This is a genomic window from Leuconostoc sp. UCMA20149 (genome assembly GCF_030400235.1).
GTDB lineage: Bacteria > Bacillota > Bacilli > Lactobacillales > Lactobacillaceae > Leuconostoc > Leuconostoc pseudomesenteroides.
Map to the genome: position 1 here is coordinate 20245 of NZ_VJYC01000014.1, position 18022 is coordinate 38266.

Here is an 18022-nt window from a genome sequence, read left to right on the forward strand (position 1 = left end):
CTATTTTATCAAAAAAACGAACGATTTACCAGCTTGACCGATATGATAGTTATCGGGCTAACCGTTGTAACCTCAGCTTTACTTGATCAAGGGCCCCACGTAGATTCCTGACAGCGGCTAAAATTTCAGCAGTCGTTGATGTATCATCTAATATAGACAACAACTGCTTCTGTGCTTTCTGCACGATTAACTCTTTTTTAAAAACACGTCTATTTGATTGTTTCAATAGCATAGTTGCCATCGCATTCACGCCTTGCCTAGCTGTTTGCAAATCAATAAATGTCTCTGACAAGTCACGATGTGTTTTTTTCATGGCGGCAAATCCCTCACAAGTATGAATGTGGGCAATTAATTTTTGTAAAGTGGGTTCATTGGCCACACTACTTTGATAAACTTCCTCTAAAAGAAGATCTAGCTGACTTTTCTCTGTTTTTGTTGATGCGCTAATCATTTTCTGAGTGGCTTGCAATTGCTGATAGGCAGCCATGATGGCTTTTGAATCTACTGACTTCATAGTTTGTTTTAAATATTTGATGTCGCTAACAATTTCTTTATCTTGACGCGAGCCATTCATTGTCGTGAGCAACTGACGTGCTAACTTCAACGCCTCATCCAACTCCGCTTGTTTCCGACGTACGGATGATCTCAATCGATTGGTTAGAGAATAGATAGAAGAGATTGTCGCCTTGCTATCGTATAATGTATTGTCCAACACAAGTGCATCAATTTGAACATCATTGTCTTCCGACCACCGACTCATGTAGAGACCATTAAGATAGGTCTCAGCAAACTCAACTGCTTTTTCACGTTCAATTGTTGCCTGTGTCACACGTTCAGATAATAATTTAAGCACAAATTGTTCATCTGCCATGGCGCCTTTATACATGGCTTGAATAAATTCAATGACAATTTTAACTTCAGGTTCCCTTGCAACGTTACTTGTCCCCATATTTGCCATTGTTTCTTCTAAATCACGATCGAATTTTTCACGTTGTTGCAATAATACGTCAAGTTCTTTTTCAGCATTTTGATACAATTCATCCCAATTTTCATGACGTTTTTTGGCTGCTTGCAGTAACATCGTGTTCAACTGTTGGTACACATTTTCGGAAGATAAAAGCTTATAATGCTTTAATAATGCGCCTAAATCACGACGGTATTTGGGTGCTAAATTTGTTAAATCACTAATTTGATTTGTTCGCAACAATTGTGCATCAGACATTCTCCTATATAACCTGGTACTTGGCCCCGCATTTAAATCGGTTAAAGCTATTTTTCTATCAATTCGTGCCAAAACAGTTGTACTTGTCAATTTAGAAATCGCTGCTTTTAATTCATCAACATTGGATTCAGGATGGAGTAATAACTGTGATAATGACAATACCGCTTGTCTAACTTTTGTCTCATTACCAACTGGCATGACGTCGTAAAGGGTCATCTTAGCTTGCCGAAGTGTTTTTTGATGCACTTTTTCTGATGCCAGCATTGTGTCGTGCAAGAAACGACGCGCTGTTATTAATTCATCATTGGATTTTGCTGTACTGAAACATTTTTTTAGTTTTTCCAGAGCAGTTTGAACGTCGGTATTATTAACGAGATGGGGTGGCACTTGCAATCTTCGTGTTGACTCAAGTACTTCATCTCGGACAATTTTATCAGGATGAAAAATTAAGTCAAAATCGAATTGATTCGTGAATTCGGCAGCATTTCTGTCCGAAACTTTATCAATTTTTGCTTCCCAATCTTTTTCTTTCGCTAACATAAGTGATGCAATTGTGCGCCGTTGATTGACCCAAACATAATGTTTTTGAGGTGCCATATCCATTGTTCTTTCTCCCCTTCACTTTCTAACCAGTCATATTATATTTCTATTTTAAAAAATGAAAGTGAATAATTATTGACCTAATCATGTTGAGATAAGTAAGAATTTTAGGCATTATGAAGAATTTGTGTCCAAAAAAAACGCATTGCTGCGTTTAATAGTTATTACCACCCAGTAATTCCAAGTAGGTCATAGCAGCACTGGCAATTAGCGCTGCCAAGATATCGTCAAGATAAACATTAATACTATCTGTTTTATCGTTGATAACACCAATCAATCCTGGCTTCAAGTCATCTAATAAACCGTAATGAACAGTTGCAGCTGCAGAGAATTGCTGGGTAATTGCAATCGCTAAAATTTCATCGACATTGTGGCCATTAGCATCTCGTTGCAGGCGACGTTTTAACGGTTGATCATCTGGCATCGTTTCCGCTTGCTCATCCAAATAAAGCGCTGTCAAAATAATATCTGCTACTTCATCTTTGTGTAACACACGTGAAATAGCTTGTGTCAATGTTTGTTCATCAAGCTCATCGTGGTATTTGTCAGTTAAGAAATTACGAGTGCCTTCTGCAATATCTTCAATTTCAACGCCACGCTTTGCTAACTGTGCAATGGCTTGCTCTTGTAATTCTTGTGTCATAATATCTCCTTTAATCACCAATCATCATATTTGGATTTTGATAACGTCTTGTTAAAATCACGTGTGGAATTTCATCCAAAGCTGTTTTGACATGTTCCTGTTGCGCTGATGTAAAATCATTGATGGCTACCAAAGTATAGGCGTATTGTCCAACAGCGCGGTTGCTCAATTGCTCAATGTTAATGCCATTATCTCCAAAAAAGGCAGAGATTTGACCAATCATGTTTGGTACATTCTCATGAATTATACCAACACGATAGTTGGTGGTAAATGGTTCATTAACATCAGGATAATTTACAGAATTAATAATATTACCGCTAGTTAAATATTCATCTAACTCCTTGGCTGCCATCAGAGCACTTGTATCTTCGGCTTCAATTGTTGAGCCCCCAATATGTGGTGTAATAATAACTTTAGGATTATCAAACAAAACATCATCGGCAAAATCAGTAATATACATACGAAGTTGATCACTATCTAATGCGGCTTTAGCCGCGTGATCGTCGACAATACCACCACGTGACAAATTCAATAATGCTGCTTCTGGTTTCATTAATTGCAATTTGCCAGCATCAATAAAGTGATCGTTCTTTTCTTCCATTGGAATATGGACGGTCACATAGTCGGCTCGGCGCAAAACCTCTTCAACATTACGCGCATGAACAATGTGTCGGTCTATTCGCCATGCTGTATTAGCATTTAGGCCGGGATCATAACCAATCACATCCATATCCAAAGCCAAAGCTGTGTTGGCGACCTTAGATCCCACATTCCCCAATCCAATCACGCCAAGCGTTTTACCAGCCAACTCTGTGCCTCGGTAGCCGCCTTTATTTGATTCAGTCCGCAGAGACACATCCCCACCACGTGTCTGGTTAGCAAATTTGATTGCCCCAACTACCGGACGAGCAGCTAAAATCAATGAGGCAATCGTTAATTCTTTAACAGCATTTGCGTTACCACCAGGCGTGTTAAAGACAACAATCCCCCGTTTTGACAAATCTGCAACCGGAATATTATTAAAACCAGCACCCGAGCGAACAACGGCTCTTACAGTATCTGGAATCACTTCGTCAAATAAATTTTGTGAACGTAACAAAATTCCCTTGGGTGAGTCTTGCGCATTAATATCGTAACCATGTTGCGATAAATAATCCAAACCCTTGCCGCTTATGGCATTATACGTTTTTATATTAGTCATTGCTTATCCTTTTTCTACTTTGTTTAAAAATTCAATCAGCGCATCAACGGCTGCCATTGGTTGAGCATTGTAAAGTGACGCTCTAAAACCACCAACAGAACGATGACCACCAAGATTAAACAAACCATTTTCTTTTGCTTGAGCAGTTATTTGTGCATCACGTTCCGCATCATTGGTCGTGAAAACAATATTCGTTAGTGAACGATCTGAAGCTTTTACTGGTGCTTCAAACAAACGGGATTCGTCCAAAAAGTCATACAGTTTAGCTGCTTTCAAGCGATTGCGACGCGTCATTTCATCAACACCGCCCTCTGTTTGTACCCAAGACAAGACTAAGTCAAGGGCGTAAATGGCAAATACTGGCGGTGTGTTATACATTGAATCTTTATCTAAATAATTTTGATAACGCATCATTGGACCGACGTTTTCAATAGATTGCGAAGCTAACCAATCTTTTTTGATAATTGCCAGTGTCACACCAGCAGGACCAAGATTCTTTTGAGCACCGGCAAAAACGGCATCGAATTGAGTTATATCATAAGGTTCTGCCAAAATGTTCGAGCTCATATCAGCCGTTAAACGACCAGTTGTTTGCGGCAATTTATCTTGATGATAGGTTGTGCCTTCAATTGTGTTGTTAGTCGTGATATGCAAGTAATCATAAGCATTCGCATCAAAATCACCCGCTAATTTTGGTAAATAACGATAATGTTGTGGCTTGCTTGAGCCAACAATTGTCGTTTTTTTACCTAGCATTTGAGCAGCTTGTGCCGCTTTAGCCGCAAAATTGCCGGAATCAAGAACCGCAATGCTTTGTTTGTCGGTTGCCAAATTCAACGGTACCATTTCGAATTGTAACGAACCACCGCCTTGAACAAATGCAACACCATATTCGTCGGGAATAGACATCAAATCGCGCAGGCGTTGCTGCGCACTGGCCATTATTGTTTCAAACTGTGCCGAACGATGTGAAATTTCCAAAATGGACAGATGTGTGAATTCATTTTGTGCCAAATCTGCCTGAATTTGGGAAATAACTGGGGTCGGAAGTACACCCGGACCCGCCGAAAAATTATACGTTACCATGACCATTCCTTTCAGTATACAAAAAGACGACATCAGTTGTTAAACTCATGTCGTCAGCAATTCCACGTTATCATACGCAAAGAATCCCAATCACACGAGTGATTGAGTGGAGGAAGAAGCTAGATTGAATGTGAATACTGTCATTACTATTTCCTTTTCTTACGTAACATTAGAATACCTTATTGAGAAAATTTGTCAACCCTCTTTTTTTCGGGTATAATAAGGGAGTTGATTTGCCGATGTGGCGGAACTGGCAGACGCGTACCGTTCAGGTCGGTATGATGGCAACATCGTGCAGGTTCGATTCCTGTCATCGGCATATTCCCCGTTTTCTCACAAATGTTGAGGAAACGTTTTTTTATTTGCATAAATGTTGATTTAACGACTTATCAATCATATATTGTCAAAACATTTGATCTCATCTATCATTACTAAAACGCCGTTTTTCAAACAAAAAACGACCTTACCACAAACATGGTTGCGTCGTTTTTTTCAATCATTTAAAACCACTCATCATCAACCCCTCTTTGTAATGTCAATGGTCCGGTTTGAGACTGGATTGTAAAATTATCAGAGGTTAATCCTGTCTTCTTTTCAAAAATCTTGATGAATGTACCAATATCTGTATTCGGATCTTCATTTGATCTTAATGTTAAAAGGTAATGCTTATTTTTAGGGTTACTCCAGATACCTAAGTCACCTAGCATATCTAAGTTTAATCCGCTAATTGTGTCATCAATTACAATTTTATATTGCCGACGATGCAAAACATTGTTTATTCCCATTTCACTCTCCTAAACTCATTAATATTTTAGTAATAGATTAACTAAAAATTATCATGAAAGCGCTTTCTTGTCAACCAACCTGCTCTCTTAAAGTATGGTAAAATCAAAACACTCAATTTTTCTGGAAGGTAATTTGAGCCTGTCAGGTGTTTAATTCATAAAGAATTTCTAAAAAAAGTTATCACTTTCTTAACTGCAATGCGCTTTCTTTGATTTTTCACAATTTGACATTATATTTAAGTGAGAGAATACTTTTTGAGGAGGCGATAATATGCGAATTACTTGGTGGTTAATGGCTGGCGTTTGTTATTTATGTGCTTTATTATTATTTGCACTTATCGTCATTGGTCGTTCTATTATGGATTGGTAGCCAATTATTCCTTGAAAAGCGTATAATAGCTTCATTATGAGAAATCCAAATGGACGAATGAGTCCCACAGAAATTAAAAAACAACTTGCCCAATCTGATACGACTGCTATTGAAATGTTACGGTTTGTATTTGGTTCGGTCTTAAAAAGACGTGGTTTAGTCATCTTAAATGTTTTTTTGTTGACTCTAATGGCTGTTTTAAATTTTGTGGTCCCACAGTTTACAAAAAACATTATCGATCACGCTTTACCTAATAGTCAACAACAGACGCTATACACTAATGTTATTGGTCTGTTAATAGTCACAATCTTTTTAGGCGTAGTCAGCTTTGCCTCAACTTACATGATGCAAATGCTTTCGCAACGTGCAATAACTGAATTACGTATCAAAACCTATCGCTTTATTTTAAAAGAAGATTACGCATTTTTTCAAGATGCCAAAACTGGTGATCTCATGGTGCGTTTAACGAGTGATATTGGCAATTTGCAAATGCTGATTAGCTCCAATACTTTTGGCATTATTGGCAATATTTTTACTTTCGTTGGTGTCCTAATTTTTTTGTTTATTCAAAATTGGCAACTCGCCTTAATGGTATCAATCACCTTCCCAATTTTGTTTGTCACAATTCGTTTTTTTCGCGGCCATATTCGAGAAGCTTATTCTAATGTCAGATACGCCCAAAGTAAAATTAATAATCAACTTCAAGCAACGCTAACTGAAATTGAGCTGATCAAAGCTTATACAACTGAAAATGCCGAAACGACTAAATTTGAATCAATCGCTGAAGAATCTAATGGTTACTCACTAGAAGCAACTAAATGGCAAGCCATTTTCCAACCACTAGTCACACTAATCAATACAATTGGTACAGCGATTGTGCTATTGTTTGGATCCTTATTAGTCATGAACAAAGCCATGACAATCGGTGATCTTGTTGCTTATTTGGCCTATGTGGCAATGCTACAAGATCCTATCCGTTCGTTTTCAATGCTCATGAATGTGTTTCAAACCGCCCAAGTTTCTTATGATCGCATTAAAAATATTTTGAGTTATGAGCCAAAGATACTTGAACCTACAACACCTCAACCTTTCCCAAATCCACTCCAGCAACATATTCAGCTTTCTAATGTAACTTTCGATTATGAAATGGGTTCAGATCATGCCTTAAATGATGTTAGTATGACAATGCCAGCCGGTAAAACCACCGCCTTAGTGGGGCGTTCCGGTTCAGGAAAATCAACAATCATCAAACTACTCACTCGTTTTTATGATCGTAGTAAAGGCGATATTTTATTTGACAACATTGATATTCGTACTTTTCAAATTTCAGACCTCAGACAACATATTTCTGTCGTTAGCCAAGATGTCACGATTGTCGATGGCACAATCGCTGACAATATTATGTATGGCAGTAACAATACCAATGAAGAAGCCATCTGGCAAGCAGCAAAGCGCGCTGACATTGCGGATTTCATAGCTAAACAACCCAATCAACTGGCAACGCAAGTTGGAGAACGCGGTTTAAAACTATCAGGTGGTCAAAAACAACGTTTATCAATTGCGCGTGCCCTACTCAAGGATGCACCGATTGTCATTCTTGATGAAGCAACTGCAGCACTTGATAATGAGTCCGAAAAAACAATTCAGCATGCACTCGACAATTTAATGGTAGCAAAGACGGCAATCGTCATTGCTCATCGACTGAGCACCGTTCATAAGGCTGATCAGATTATTGTGATGAACGACGGTCAAGTTGCTGAAACTGGTACACATGACTCACTATTGCAGAAACAAGGAATATACAAACGACTTTACGATGCCCAATTTGAATAATGATATGACAAAAAAGACTGTATACGATTTGATGGCTGATCATCAAGGTAAAATAGCAAAACTGCAATTTTACGACATGGCTGATCAGTATTTTTTAACGATTGGCGATTGGTCCGTGAAACTTTCTGAAAAGAATGCTACCGAACTATTTTCAATTTTTAAGGACGATGAACAAGCCACGTTTTCAACGTTTAACCAACGACAGTCGCTTATTGTGACACAAAAAAGGAATCCAGAATAATCTTGGATTCCTTTTTTTATCAATTAAACGATTTAAGCCAATGCTTGTGCTGCAGTAATAATAGCAACCTTATAAACATCTTCTTCATTGGCACCACGTGACAAATCAGAAACAGGTTTTGCCAAACCTTGCAAAATCGGACCAATTGCTTCGTAACCACCCAGTCGTTGGGCAATTTTGTAGCCAATATTTCCGGCTTCTAAACTTGGAAAAATAAATGTATTGGCGTGCCCAGCAACCTTTGAATCAGGTGCCTTAGCTGCACCAACTGTCGGCACAAAGGCAGCATCGAATTGCAACTCGCCATCAATCACGTCAGCAAATTCTGGCGCCAACTCTTTAGCTAACTTAGTCGCTTCGGCAACTTTATCTACCAAGGGTGATTTAGCTGAACCCTTTGTTGAAAATGACAACATGGCTACTCTAGGGTCAATTTCAAAGACTTTTGCAGTCTTGGCAGATTGCACAGCAATTTCAGCCATGGTTGGTGCGTCAATATCAATATTGATAGCCGCATCGGAGAAAACATAACGTTCATCACCTTTTTGCATGATGAAGGCACCAGAAATTCGGCTTGAGCCGGGTGCAGTTTTGATAATTTGCAACGCCGGACGAACCGTGTCGCCCGTTGGATGCGTTGCCCCAGAAACCATGCCATCAGCTTTACCGGTGTAAACAAGCATTGTACCAAAATAATTAACATCTTTTAGCCATTTGGCAGCAGTATCGGCGTCCGTCTTGCCTTTACGACGCTCAACCAATGCAGCATTTAATTGCGCTAGCGCACTTTCATCATAGTTGGCAGGGTCAATCACTTCTACCCCGGACAAATCAAAATTATTAGCGGTGGCAGTAGCTGCAATGGCTTTGCCATCTCCCAACAAAATTGGCTTCAAGAGACCATCTGCTACCAATCTAACTGCGGCGCCTTGGATACGAACATCTTCTCCTTCAGGAAACACAATCGTTTTATTTTGACCACTAATTTTGTTTTTAAGTTGCTCAAATAATTCCATAATTCCTCCAAATTCACTACTGTGAATCATTAAATTTTCATTTACACCTTAATTGTAACAGACCAAGTCATAATTGTCTGCGATTTTGTAGTTATTTTGTGAATGTTTTAACTATTCTATCCAATCAATCGGTTCTCGATTATGTGTCCTTAAATACGCATTCGCCTTTGAAAAGGGTTGGCTACCGAAAAAGCCGCGATATGCTGACAATGGACTAGGATGAGCACTCGTGATAACTAAATGTTTTGATTCATCAACAAAACGTCGCTTTGACTGCGCAAATTTCCCCCATAAAATAAAGACTTTCGGCGTACTATCTTCTGAAGCAATTTGAATCAAGGCATCAGTTAATGGTTCCCAAATTAAACCTTGATGTGCATTAGCGCGTCCTTCCGGAACAGTTAGTACAGCGTTGAGCAATAAAACGCCCTGCTCTGCCCAACTTGTTAAATCATGAGACTGACGCTGCCCGATATCTGTTGACAGTTCTTTTAAAATATTTTGCAAGGACGGCGGCGCAGGAACGGCGTCAGGAACTGAAAAACTAAGACCCTGCGCTTGTCCAACTTCATGATATGGATCTTGTCCCATTATCACTATTTTAGTCTCAGGTAGTGGTGTTGTTTCTAGAGCGGCAAATATTTTCTCTCTGGGCGGAAAAATATTTTCTGTTAAACGATAGGTTTGATTAATAAATATTGCCACACGATCTAAATAATCCGAAGTAAGTTTTGCTTTGACGGCTGGTGCCCAAGTTGTGTGAGTTAACGGCATTTTTTTCTTCTTTCATGATAAAATAATAGGTGAATGAGAGGTGCTTAGCAGATGACAAAATATTATTTGAGACAACGACATAGTATTGATGATGGTGTCAATATTGTTTTTGACTCCGACTTTAAGGCATCTTACCTTGTATCAGGTCGCTCTGGTAAAAAGTCTGATGAGCTTCATGTTCAAGACATGTCAGGCAATGTGCTAGTCCGTATTCGTCAAACTTCTTATGGCATTTTACCACGATTCACACTTAACTACCGTGGCCATATCGTTGGCTCAATCAGCTTTACATTTGGACATCTCGGTGACATTGTGTATGTTCGTCATCTTGGTTGGTTAATTTCTGGCAATTTTATTGCCAATCGCTACCTCATCTACCACAATACCAAAAAATTACTCAGTGTCAAACCCGAAAGTCGTCCTGATGGTATCTATAACCAGTTAACCGTTACTTTCGACTCACAAGCACCTGTTCATATTGCTATTGCTGCTCTATTGGATATTTGGGGCGTAAAATCTAACCCGCTAACAGCCATCAAATGGCTACCAGGCCAAAACCGCACCTACAAATTAACGACCAAAGTACACTAAAAAACCACCAATTTTCTCATTAAACAATGAAATTTGGTGGCTTTTATTATTTTAGAACTTGGTTAAATTAGATCATTTCCAAATGCAATTGTTGTGGCTTAGCCCAACCAATTTTGCGCATAATGCGATAACCGATAAATGAAACAACGATTGGTACGGCAACGCCGACGCCCATATAAGCAGCAAATGCAACTGGGTTAGATCCTGCCAATGCCAATGGCACAATGAATGAGTTAAATCCGATACCTGCCATCGCGAATGGTGCCGTCACATGGAAGACCATTGTTGCAATTGGGGCAGCAATGGCGGCGCCAATCATTGGTGGGATAATCAAAGCTGGGTTTTCTGTCAAATTAGGAAATTGAATTTTTGGGGTTACAATACCTTGTGCAATGGTTGCCCCAATCTTGTTTTCATGGAATGACATTGCAGGGAAACCAACGAATACTGCGGTTGTACCAATCAAGATAGCACCGGCTGCTTCAGGTGATGTTACACCCGTAGCACCAATAGCGACTGCTAATGCTGCCGCTGAAGCTGGTGTCATGGTCAAAGCACCGAATACCATCGCAACAACAGCTGTTCCAATAATTGGGTTAACTGCCACACTTGAGGCAATGAAAGCACCAATAGCAACCAAAATTGGTGTTGTTACAGCGGCCAAATAATAACCGGCAACTGTTCCAACAATTGTTGTTGCAGCAGGGACGATCACCATATCCAATGGTGTTTTACCGCTCAACCATTTACCAAACAATACAGCTATCAAACCAGCCAATACGGCTGAAATTGGTTGACCAGTTGTAATAATTGCCGATCCAGCAGCTTGTGCACCGGCATAACCAGTTGCGGTAACACCTTGGACAGCTTTATCAGTGAAAAATACAGCGTTAGCACCAACCGCTGATGCGGCCATAGCACTAAACATAACCATTGTGTTGGTCTTCATTTGTGAAGCAATCGCTGCGCCAAAAGCAGCTGGCAACATTACTTTGGTGATAGCGCCCATTTGTACCATTGGTGCCCAATGAATAAATCCTGCAATTGTTTGCAACAATAGGCCCATACCCAAAGTCACCAATATTGCATTAGAGACAGCAGCACTGACTTTGTAGACTGTATCGCGAATTGATTCTTTGTCGACAGCGGCTGACTTTTTGTTACTTGCTGATTTTACCTGTTCTGCTGTAATTGCATTTTGTGCCATAATTCTTTCTCCTTAAATGTGTGTTCTCCAATGTGAGCCCACAATCGTTGAGAAAAATAAAAATGCCCCAACGATTGCTCGTTAGGACATTCCTACCTAACCAGCTACCAAACTTATCAATGACGATAGTCTAGTAGCTGCTGTTGCTCAAATAACAACCTACTAGACTCAAATGAGTTGGAGGTTGAGGAGGAGGGCGTTATTGAATTTGATGGTCATGTGCTTTGTCATGATACGACTCCTTAAATTTGAGCGACGAATGCGCTATTACTTTATGAATATTAATGTACACTACTAATATTTACATGTCAATACTTTTTCTAAATTCTAATAAAAGTGTAGTATAATTGAATGATTGGAGGGTTTATCTATGAAAAAATTATTTCAATTCATTGGTGCTATTGTCACCATCATTGTTATGCTACTCATTCTCATCCCTATTTTACTTGTTGTTATTGGTGTTGCTGTGCCAGTTGTTTTAAGTATTATTGGTATCGCGTTGTTATTTGCCCTAATTGTTGCAGCTATTGGTGGTATCATCGCTATGCTGACAATGTGGCGTTTTAGACGTGATATTAAAAACAATGATTTTGACTTTGAACATCATGGCAAACATTATAATGTTCACATTGACAAACACGGTGCAAGCTTTAAAAATCGACGCGACGTGACTGAAGATGATGATACCCTATCTTGAACAACTCAATCAATGGGAAGAAAAGTTTGCAACAGCATCTGATGTTCTTTTTAAAATTCAGTCAGCTAAAAAAGCCATTGTCAGCTTGAAGCTCCAACAATTACCAAAAAATAACTTACCCCTACTATCCTTTTCAGAAAAAGAAATTTTTAGCAATTTTGCGTTAATGCCGCTTGATGATGATTTAGCTATGTTTCGACAAGAAATCATTCAAACATTTGGTATTTGGCATATTCCTAATCAGCGATGGTTAGTTGATTTACATCATTTTATCAATGGTCGTTCAGTATTAGAAATTATGGCTGGCAATGCTTTGATTTCTGCTGGACTCCGACAACTACAAGATGAAGTAACCAGCACAGACAATTTTGATTGGCGTGGTCAAGATATTTTGACGCCTAAACCATGGACTCATGTTGAACAAGAAGATGCACTAGAAAGTGTCAAGCGGAGATCCTTTGATGTTTTAATTTTAAGTTGGGCCCCTGACACTCAAAACATTGATTGGCAAATTTTAAACACCTTGCGTAACCAAGGATTTACAGGGGATTTTATTGTCATCGGTGAACAAAATGGCGTTACAAATTCTCCTGAATTTTGGCAAAATGCGATTTTGTCGCAACCAGAAATTCTCAATCAGAACCATCAACCCTTTGATACGATTAAAGACGCTGTTTGGTTAGTCAAATAAAAAACGATTACGTAAGAATTATACGTAATCGTTTTTTATTTGTATTTTTTTTCTAAGCCACTCATCCAGTACCCTACTACGATACCCAAAACAAACAGGATCGCACTAATTAAGACACTGGTCATGTTGAAACCACTATAATCGGCAACTGGCGGTATGACAATCAAGAATGTTGAAACAACAACAATCGCCAAAATAAAGTGATAAACAAGAGAATAAAAGTGCTGCAACAAGTAACTCATGACTTTAGAAAAGGAAATTAAAGTCACCATCGCTCCTACAGCAATTGGTATGAAAACACCCATGTCCGCGCGTTTGAAGCCAGCTAACATTGGATCAAACAGGCCAAGATATAACAAAAAATTCGATGGACTTAAACCAGGTACTATCACACCTAGTGCAATGAGTGCCCCTGCCAACAACCAAGAAAAGAAATTAATTGGCATTTGTCCAAAAATGGCAGTCATATTATACAAAAATAACCCGCCCACAACTGCTGTTACACCAAACATGATCCAATCACGATAGCTGCGCCCTTTTTTTGCACTTTCTTTGAATAGCGCAGGCAATGTCCCAACAATTGCACCAGCAAATCCCCAAAGCACTATTGCTTTATAGGAGACCAACAAAAACTCAAGCGGTCGGCTGAGTAAAATAATACCAGCAATTCCGCCCAAACCGACCGGCAAAAAAAACGCAAAATCTCGTTTGAAATTTTGACGAATATGAGCCATAAAACTGAGCATGCGCTCGTAAAGTCCTAATATAGCAGCCAAAACACCACCAGAAACGCCTGGCAAAATAAAACCTAAGGCAATAAAAACACCTTTAATAAAGCGAATAAACCAATTCGTGATTTGTTTTTTTTCCATAGCATTAAGATTAAAGGATAAATGAGAAGGTGTCAAGCTCTGCCACTATCCAATTTTTGACACTTTTAATACTCCATCAACGCTAAAAATGGTACTTCGCCGGCTTCCATGATCTTTTCACGACCATGTAAATCTTCCAACTCAATAATGAAAGCAACGCCGGCAACTATACCACCTAGTTTTTCAATGATTTCTCGTGTCGCATTAATTGTGCCGCCAGTAGCTAGTAAGTCATCAACAATTAGGACACGCTGACCTGGTTTGATGGCATCCTCATGAATTTCAAGTTCGTTAACGCCACCATACTCAAGTGTATAGGATGCACTGACGGCTTTACGCGGAAGTTTGCCACCTTTACGTGCTGGGACAAAACCAATGCCCAAAGTGTAGGCTAATGGTGACCCGACAATAAAGCCACGTGATTCAGGTCCTGCAATTAAAGCAACATTCAATTGCTTGGCAAAATCTGCTATCGCGTCAACCGCCTGTTTGTAAGCAACGCCATCTCCCATCAATGGTGAAATATCACGAAAATTGACACCCGGTTCAGGAAAGTTTTCTACTGTTGCAACGTAATCATGTAAATCTACTGTCATTCTTTTTCTCTGAGCCAAAGCTCATACTTTCTAAATTATCGACCAGCTAAATATTTTTGGTAGGTTGTGGAAGTTGTTAATGATTTTTGTGCGGCATTTGGGTTGATTTTGACAAAACCGTCATGTACTGTCACAAAATCTAACTCGATAAACACTTGCACCATAATATTAAGGTCCTTTTTGCTAATATTGAATTGCTTGGCAATTTTATCCAAATTTTCCGCAAAATTCAAGGTTTGATTGTGATATATAAATTTATATAAAGTCGCAAAAAACCTTTTATGCTCTTCATTATCATCTTTTTGAACCGGTAAATCAACATCAAGTAATAATAATTGTAATGTTTTTTTGCCTCGAAAATAATTCAAACCTAACGTACCAACCATGGCATGCCCATTAGGCTGTGCAACTACTGGCAACCAGTCGGGATGATTAAAGCCGAGCACCTCAACATTATTTTGCAATTTTAACTTGATATGCTGTTTAGCATTGCCCATTGTTACAGCACTGACGACACTCGGTGACTTTAAAGCAAAGACAGGCTGCGGATTATCTGTTCCAAATGGTTCCATCATTTGCAAATCATGATAAATTTCAGTAGTCATCGCTTCAGGTGGCAAAACCAAATTGACATCTATTGGCTCGGGTTTCACAATAATCTGATCATTTTGTGAACGTATTTGTTCAATTAGCTTTTTGAGGTTATCTGGGGTTATTGCCAAACCCAAAGCGCTTTTGTGACCACCAAACGTTGCATATAAATGACGATAATCATTCATCAACTGATACAAATCAAAATCACCAAACGTTCGACCCGACCCTTTATAGATACCGTCAACTAAACTCAAAACAATCACAGGTTTGTGAAGTATATCAACTAATCGACTAGCAACAATTCCTAAAATACCCTGATGCCAACTATCCCCAGCTACAATAACTACTTTATCTTGCTGATATTTTTCTGACAAAGCAACTTGTTTTGCTGCACCCAAAACTTCCTCAACAATTTCTTGGCGCTGAGCATTCAATGCTTCAACCTCAGAAGCTAAGGTGGCAGCTTCTTCTGGATCTTGAGACATCAACAGTTTTAGTGATAAATCAGCATCCCCCAATCGTCCTACCGCATTAATGCGTGGTGCAATTTTGAAGCCGACTGTTTCTGAAATGACTGGTTCATTATCTTTTTGACCAGCGTTCTTTAAAATGGCACTCAAGCCTGGACGCGGCGCTTGATTGATTTGTTGTAAACCAAGTGCCACAAGAACACGATTTTCGTCGGTTAGCGACACCATATCTGCTAATTCGCCTAATGCCACTAAATCCAAGAGCTCTGTGGGTAACTCAGAAATATCAGTGGCAGTTTGGCCATCGCTGAGTAAAGCCTGCGCCACTTTAAAAGCCACACCTGCTCCTGACAAGTCACCAAATGGATAGTTTCCTTCCGGATGTCTTGGATGTACAATTGCAAAAGCTTTTGGTAGTGTTGCAGGTAATTCATGATGGTCGGTAATAATCACATCAATACCTTGCGCCATTGCATATTCAACCGCTTCATTACCACTAACGCCATTATCAACTGTCACGATTAGTTGTGCACCATCTGCAATTAATTTTTGATAGGCCGCAACATTAGGCCCATATCCATCAGAAAAACGATTTGGAATATAGGCAGTCACATCAGCGCCCAAAACTTCTAATGCCTCAACCATAATGGCTGTACTGGTGACACCGTCCATATCATAATCGCCATACACAACAATTTTTTCACCGCCAAACGCTGCTTCTTGCAAACGCTCAATAGTGGCCGCCATATCATGGAGCGCCATCGGATCGTGGAGCGTAGACATACTAGGTTTTAAATACTGAAAAGCAGCCTCAGGCGAATCATAGCCTTTTTGGGCAACAATCATTGCGGAAAGTTGGCTAATATTTAATTGTGACACCAGTTGTTTAACAACTTTATCATTTGGTTTTGGCAACATATGCCAGTTACTTTGACTCATGAATTTCTTTCTTAAATGGAATTTCGATTACATCCAAATCTCGCGCAACGTATGTGTTTGGAAATACTTTTCGCACGTCTTGAATGAGATTTTTGACCAACGGACCAACATAACGTGCTGACAAATGTGTCAACACTAGCTTGCCAACTTGGGCTTTTCTGGCTACATTGGCCGCATTAATGCTAGTTGAATGGGCGTGTGCCCTCGCCATCTTTGATTCTTCATCACTTGCACCATAAGTACTTTCATGCACTAATACATCCGCATGATGCGCCAATAAAGCGATATTATCATTGGGCCGCGTGTCTAGTATCAATGTCACAACACGTCCTTTTTGTGTTTCCCCGATGTAATCCAGTCCGTTTATCGTACGACCGTCAGGCAATGTCACTGTTTTACCTGCCTTTAACCGACCATATAAAGGTCCAGATGGTATATTTTCAGCACGTAACTTGTCAACCAAGAGTTCCCCTGGATGATCTTTTTCAACAACGCGGAATCCCCAAGTTTCAATGCGGTGACGCATCGGTGCGGCAATCACTTGGAAGGTTGGATCATCAAAAATAACCCCTTCCTGCAAAGCTACATAATTAATAGGATAAGACAGACGAGTTTCAGAAACACGCAAAGCAGTCTGTACAAAATCTTTAATGCCTTTAGGACCATAGATCGTTAACGGTTCATTTTTATCAGCACCTTGAAACGAGCGTGAGCTCAAAAAACCAGGTAGCCCAAAAATATGATCACCGTGTAGATGAGATATGAAAATTTTTTCGACTTTACGTGGTCGAATTGTTGTTTTTAAAATTTGGTGCTGTGTGGCTTCCCCAACATCAAATAGCCAAACAGCGTTTCGTTCATCCAGTAGCCGTAAAGCAATACTAGTCACATTTCTAAATTTAGATGGCTGGCCAGATCCAGTCCCAAGAAATTCAAGTTGCATGTTTTTTTACCTACGGCGTGCTTTCCTTTTAACGTTCATAACGAAATCAATTATAACAAAAAAAAAGCGTCTCCGCTCATTTTCAGCGATTTTCAGTATCCTAAAAATCTGTTACTCTTGTTGCCAATTGGCTAGTTTGAAAGCTAATCGTTGCTCCATCTCAAGCGCTTCTCGAGTAGGATCTTTCTTGTAAAATTCTTGGTGATACTCTTCAGCTTCATAAAATGGTTTAACATTTTCAATCGTTGTGACAATTGGATCGGTAAATCGACCAGACGCAGCTAAATTAACTTTAGATTTTTCGGCAATTTGACGCTGTTTTTCGTCAGCAACAAAGATAACAGGTCGATAGTTATCACCACGATCTTGAAATTGCCCCATTGCGTCAGTTGGATCTGTTTGTTCCCAATAGATTTCAACTAATTCTGCATAAGTTATTTTTTCGGGATCAAACCAAATTTTAACTGCTTCTGTATGACCAGTGGTGTGTGATGATACTTCCTCATAAGTTGGATTAACCGTGTGTCCGCCTGTGTAGCCAGAACGTACCTTTTCAATTCCCGGTAACGAATCAAAAGGTTGCACCATGCACCAAAAGCAACCGCCTGCAAATACTGCTGTTTCAATTGCCATTATTTTCTCCTTACAAAT

Annotated in this window: 18 protein-coding genes and 1 tRNA gene; 6 read left to right on the forward strand and 13 right to left on the reverse strand. The window is 39.4% G+C overall.

The genetic code is table 11. The features are described from left to right. Window positions 1–49: 49 nt before the first annotated feature. From FF105_RS09355 to serC, 4 genes are all read right to left on the reverse strand, one after another. Window positions 50–1819, reverse strand: coding sequence for a hypothetical protein (locus FF105_RS09355; RefSeq protein WP_228934829.1), 1770 nt, complete (start codon window positions 1817–1819; stop codon window positions 50–52). A 157-nt stretch (window positions 1820–1976) separates the two neighbouring features. Then, entirely contained in the window at window positions 1977–2465 is a 489-nt protein-coding gene (locus FF105_RS09360) for a phosphatidylglycerophosphatase A family protein (protein ID WP_010291819.1), read from the reverse strand. Window positions 2466–2475: 10 nt separating this feature from the next. Then, window positions 2476–3666 carry a 3-phosphoglycerate dehydrogenase family protein gene (locus FF105_RS09365; protein WP_010291821.1) on the reverse strand — a complete coding sequence of 397 codons (1191 nt, stop codon included), beginning with the start codon at window positions 3664–3666 and terminating at the stop codon, window positions 2476–2478. A gap of 3 nt (window positions 3667–3669) precedes the next feature. After that, on the reverse strand, window positions 3670–4752 hold the full coding sequence (serC, locus tag FF105_RS09370) for a 3-phosphoserine/phosphohydroxythreonine transaminase (protein WP_228934827.1): 1083 nt from the start codon (window positions 4750–4752) through the stop codon (window positions 3670–3672). Between the two features lie 235 nt (window positions 4753–4987). On the opposite strand from serC, the gene FF105_RS09375 reads away from it, so the two are divergent. Next, a tRNA-Leu gene (locus tag FF105_RS09375) sits at window positions 4988–5071 on the forward strand. A 181-nt stretch (window positions 5072–5252) separates the two neighbouring features. On the opposite strand, the gene FF105_RS09380 is transcribed toward FF105_RS09375, so the two are convergent. Continuing rightward, a complete protein-coding gene (locus FF105_RS09380; RefSeq protein ID WP_010291829.1) occupies window positions 5253–5537 on the reverse strand; it encodes a hypothetical protein in 285 nt (94 codons plus the stop codon). 406 nt (window positions 5538–5943) lie between these two features. Between FF105_RS09380 and FF105_RS09385 the strand changes: the two genes are divergently transcribed. Then, window positions 5944–7740: an ABC transporter ATP-binding protein gene (locus FF105_RS09385; protein ID WP_290046719.1), complete on the forward strand. Its 1797-nt coding sequence runs from the start codon at window positions 5944–5946 to the stop codon at window positions 7738–7740. Window positions 7741–7744: 4 nt separating this feature from the next. Continuing rightward, complete coding sequence (locus tag FF105_RS09390; protein WP_031941276.1) at window positions 7745–7981, forward strand: hypothetical protein; 237 nt, start codon at window positions 7745–7747, stop codon at window positions 7979–7981. A 32-nt stretch (window positions 7982–8013) separates the two neighbouring features. On the opposite strand, the gene pta is transcribed toward FF105_RS09390, so the two are convergent. Together pta and FF105_RS09400 are read right to left on the reverse strand one after the other, a co-directional pair. Next, a complete protein-coding gene (gene pta / locus FF105_RS09395) occupies window positions 8014–8997 on the reverse strand; it encodes a phosphate acetyltransferase (RefSeq protein WP_010291835.1) in 984 nt (327 codons plus the stop codon). Between the two features lie 111 nt (window positions 8998–9108). Beyond that, complete coding sequence (locus FF105_RS09400; protein ID WP_010291837.1) at window positions 9109–9771, reverse strand: uracil-DNA glycosylase; 663 nt, start codon at window positions 9769–9771, stop codon at window positions 9109–9111. A gap of 51 nt (window positions 9772–9822) precedes the next feature. On the opposite strand from FF105_RS09400, the gene FF105_RS09405 reads away from it, so the two are divergent. Then, window positions 9823–10362, forward strand: a complete 540-nt coding sequence (locus FF105_RS09405; RefSeq protein ID WP_010291839.1) for an LURP-one-related/scramblase family protein — start codon at window positions 9823–9825, stop codon at window positions 10360–10362. Between the two features lie 67 nt (window positions 10363–10429). On the opposite strand, the gene FF105_RS09410 is transcribed toward FF105_RS09405, so the two are convergent. Beyond that, window positions 10430–11569, reverse strand: a complete 1140-nt coding sequence (locus tag FF105_RS09410) for a PTS transporter subunit IIC (protein WP_010291841.1) — start codon at window positions 11567–11569, stop codon at window positions 10430–10432. A gap of 370 nt (window positions 11570–11939) precedes the next feature. On the opposite strand from FF105_RS09410, the gene FF105_RS09415 reads away from it, so the two are divergent. After that, entirely contained in the window at window positions 11940–12266 is a 327-nt protein-coding gene (locus FF105_RS09415; protein WP_010291843.1) for a hypothetical protein, read from the forward strand. Further along, complete coding sequence (locus FF105_RS09420) at window positions 12250–12957, forward strand: SAM-dependent methyltransferase (protein ID WP_010291844.1); 708 nt, start codon at window positions 12250–12252, stop codon at window positions 12955–12957. Before FF105_RS09415 ends, FF105_RS09420 begins: the two co-directional genes overlap by 17 nt. Before the next feature lie 35 nt (window positions 12958–12992). Here the strand turns inward: FF105_RS09420 and FF105_RS09425 are convergent, their stop codons facing one another. The 5 genes from FF105_RS09425 to msrA form a co-directional block, all read right to left on the reverse strand. After that, a complete protein-coding gene (locus FF105_RS09425; protein ID WP_147651879.1) occupies window positions 12993–13829 on the reverse strand; it encodes a DUF368 domain-containing protein in 837 nt (278 codons plus the stop codon). A 65-nt stretch (window positions 13830–13894) separates the two neighbouring features. Then, on the reverse strand, window positions 13895–14425 hold the full coding sequence (locus tag FF105_RS09430; protein WP_010291854.1) for an adenine phosphoribosyltransferase: 531 nt from the start codon (window positions 14423–14425) through the stop codon (window positions 13895–13897). A 35-nt stretch (window positions 14426–14460) separates the two neighbouring features. Then, the gene (gene recJ, locus FF105_RS09435; RefSeq protein WP_010291856.1) at window positions 14461–16428 is read right to left on the reverse strand and encodes a single-stranded-DNA-specific exonuclease RecJ; all 1968 of its coding nucleotides are present in this window, start codon (window positions 16426–16428) and stop codon (window positions 14461–14463) included. Further along, on the reverse strand, window positions 16415–17371 hold the full coding sequence (gene rnz, locus FF105_RS09440) for a ribonuclease Z (protein ID WP_010291857.1): 957 nt from the start codon (window positions 17369–17371) through the stop codon (window positions 16415–16417). Before rnz ends, recJ begins: the two co-directional genes overlap by 14 nt. A 111-nt stretch (window positions 17372–17482) precedes the next feature. After that, window positions 17483–18004: a peptide-methionine (S)-S-oxide reductase MsrA gene (gene msrA / locus FF105_RS09445; RefSeq protein ID WP_010291863.1), complete on the reverse strand. Its 522-nt coding sequence runs from the start codon at window positions 18002–18004 to the stop codon at window positions 17483–17485. Window positions 18005–18022: the final 18 nt, after the last annotated feature.

What these genes read in the sequence shown, in the direction of transcription:
- recJ (WP_010291856.1), bottom strand. Translation starts at nt 16,428, where the DNA reads ATGAGTCAAAGTAACTGGCATATGTTGCCAAAACCAAATGATAAAGTT.
- serC (WP_228934827.1), bottom strand. Translation starts at nt 4,752, where the DNA reads ATGGTAACGTATAATTTTTCGGCGGGTCCGGGTGTACTTCCGACCCCA.
- FF105_RS09405 (WP_010291839.1), top strand. Translation starts at nt 9,823, where the DNA reads ATGACAAAATATTATTTGAGACAACGACATAGTATTGATGATGGTGTC.
- FF105_RS09390 (WP_031941276.1), top strand. Translation starts at nt 7,745, where the DNA reads ATGACAAAAAAGACTGTATACGATTTGATGGCTGATCATCAAGGTAAA.
- FF105_RS09415 (WP_010291843.1), top strand. Translation starts at nt 11,940, where the DNA reads ATGAAAAAATTATTTCAATTCATTGGTGCTATTGTCACCATCATTGTT.
- FF105_RS09410 (WP_010291841.1), bottom strand. Translation starts at nt 11,569, where the DNA reads ATGGCACAAAATGCAATTACAGCAGAACAGGTAAAATCAGCAAGTAAC.
- FF105_RS09420 (WP_010291844.1), top strand. Translation starts at nt 12,250, where the DNA reads ATGATACCCTATCTTGAACAACTCAATCAATGGGAAGAAAAGTTTGCA.
- msrA (WP_010291863.1), bottom strand. Translation starts at nt 18,004, where the DNA reads ATGGCAATTGAAACAGCAGTATTTGCAGGCGGTTGCTTTTGGTGCATG.
- FF105_RS09355 (WP_228934829.1), bottom strand. Translation starts at nt 1,819, where the DNA reads ATGGCACCTCAAAAACATTATGTTTGGGTCAATCAACGGCGCACAATT.
- rnz (WP_010291857.1), bottom strand. Translation starts at nt 17,371, where the DNA reads ATGCAACTTGAATTTCTTGGGACTGGATCTGGCCAGCCATCTAAATTT.
- FF105_RS09385 (WP_290046719.1), top strand. Translation starts at nt 5,944, where the DNA reads ATGAGAAATCCAAATGGACGAATGAGTCCCACAGAAATTAAAAAACAA.
- FF105_RS09360 (WP_010291819.1), bottom strand. Translation starts at nt 2,465, where the DNA reads ATGACACAAGAATTACAAGAGCAAGCCATTGCACAGTTAGCAAAGCGT.
- FF105_RS09365 (WP_010291821.1), bottom strand. Translation starts at nt 3,666, where the DNA reads ATGACTAATATAAAAACGTATAATGCCATAAGCGGCAAGGGTTTGGAT.
- FF105_RS09380 (WP_010291829.1), bottom strand. Translation starts at nt 5,537, where the DNA reads ATGGGAATAAACAATGTTTTGCATCGTCGGCAATATAAAATTGTAATT.
- FF105_RS09400 (WP_010291837.1), bottom strand. Translation starts at nt 9,771, where the DNA reads ATGCCGTTAACTCACACAACTTGGGCACCAGCCGTCAAAGCAAAACTT.
- pta (WP_010291835.1), bottom strand. Translation starts at nt 8,997, where the DNA reads ATGGAATTATTTGAGCAACTTAAAAACAAAATTAGTGGTCAAAATAAA.
- FF105_RS09425 (WP_147651879.1), bottom strand. Translation starts at nt 13,829, where the DNA reads ATGGAAAAAAAACAAATCACGAATTGGTTTATTCGCTTTATTAAAGGT.
- FF105_RS09430 (WP_010291854.1), bottom strand. Translation starts at nt 14,425, where the DNA reads ATGACAGTAGATTTACATGATTACGTTGCAACAGTAGAAAACTTTCCT.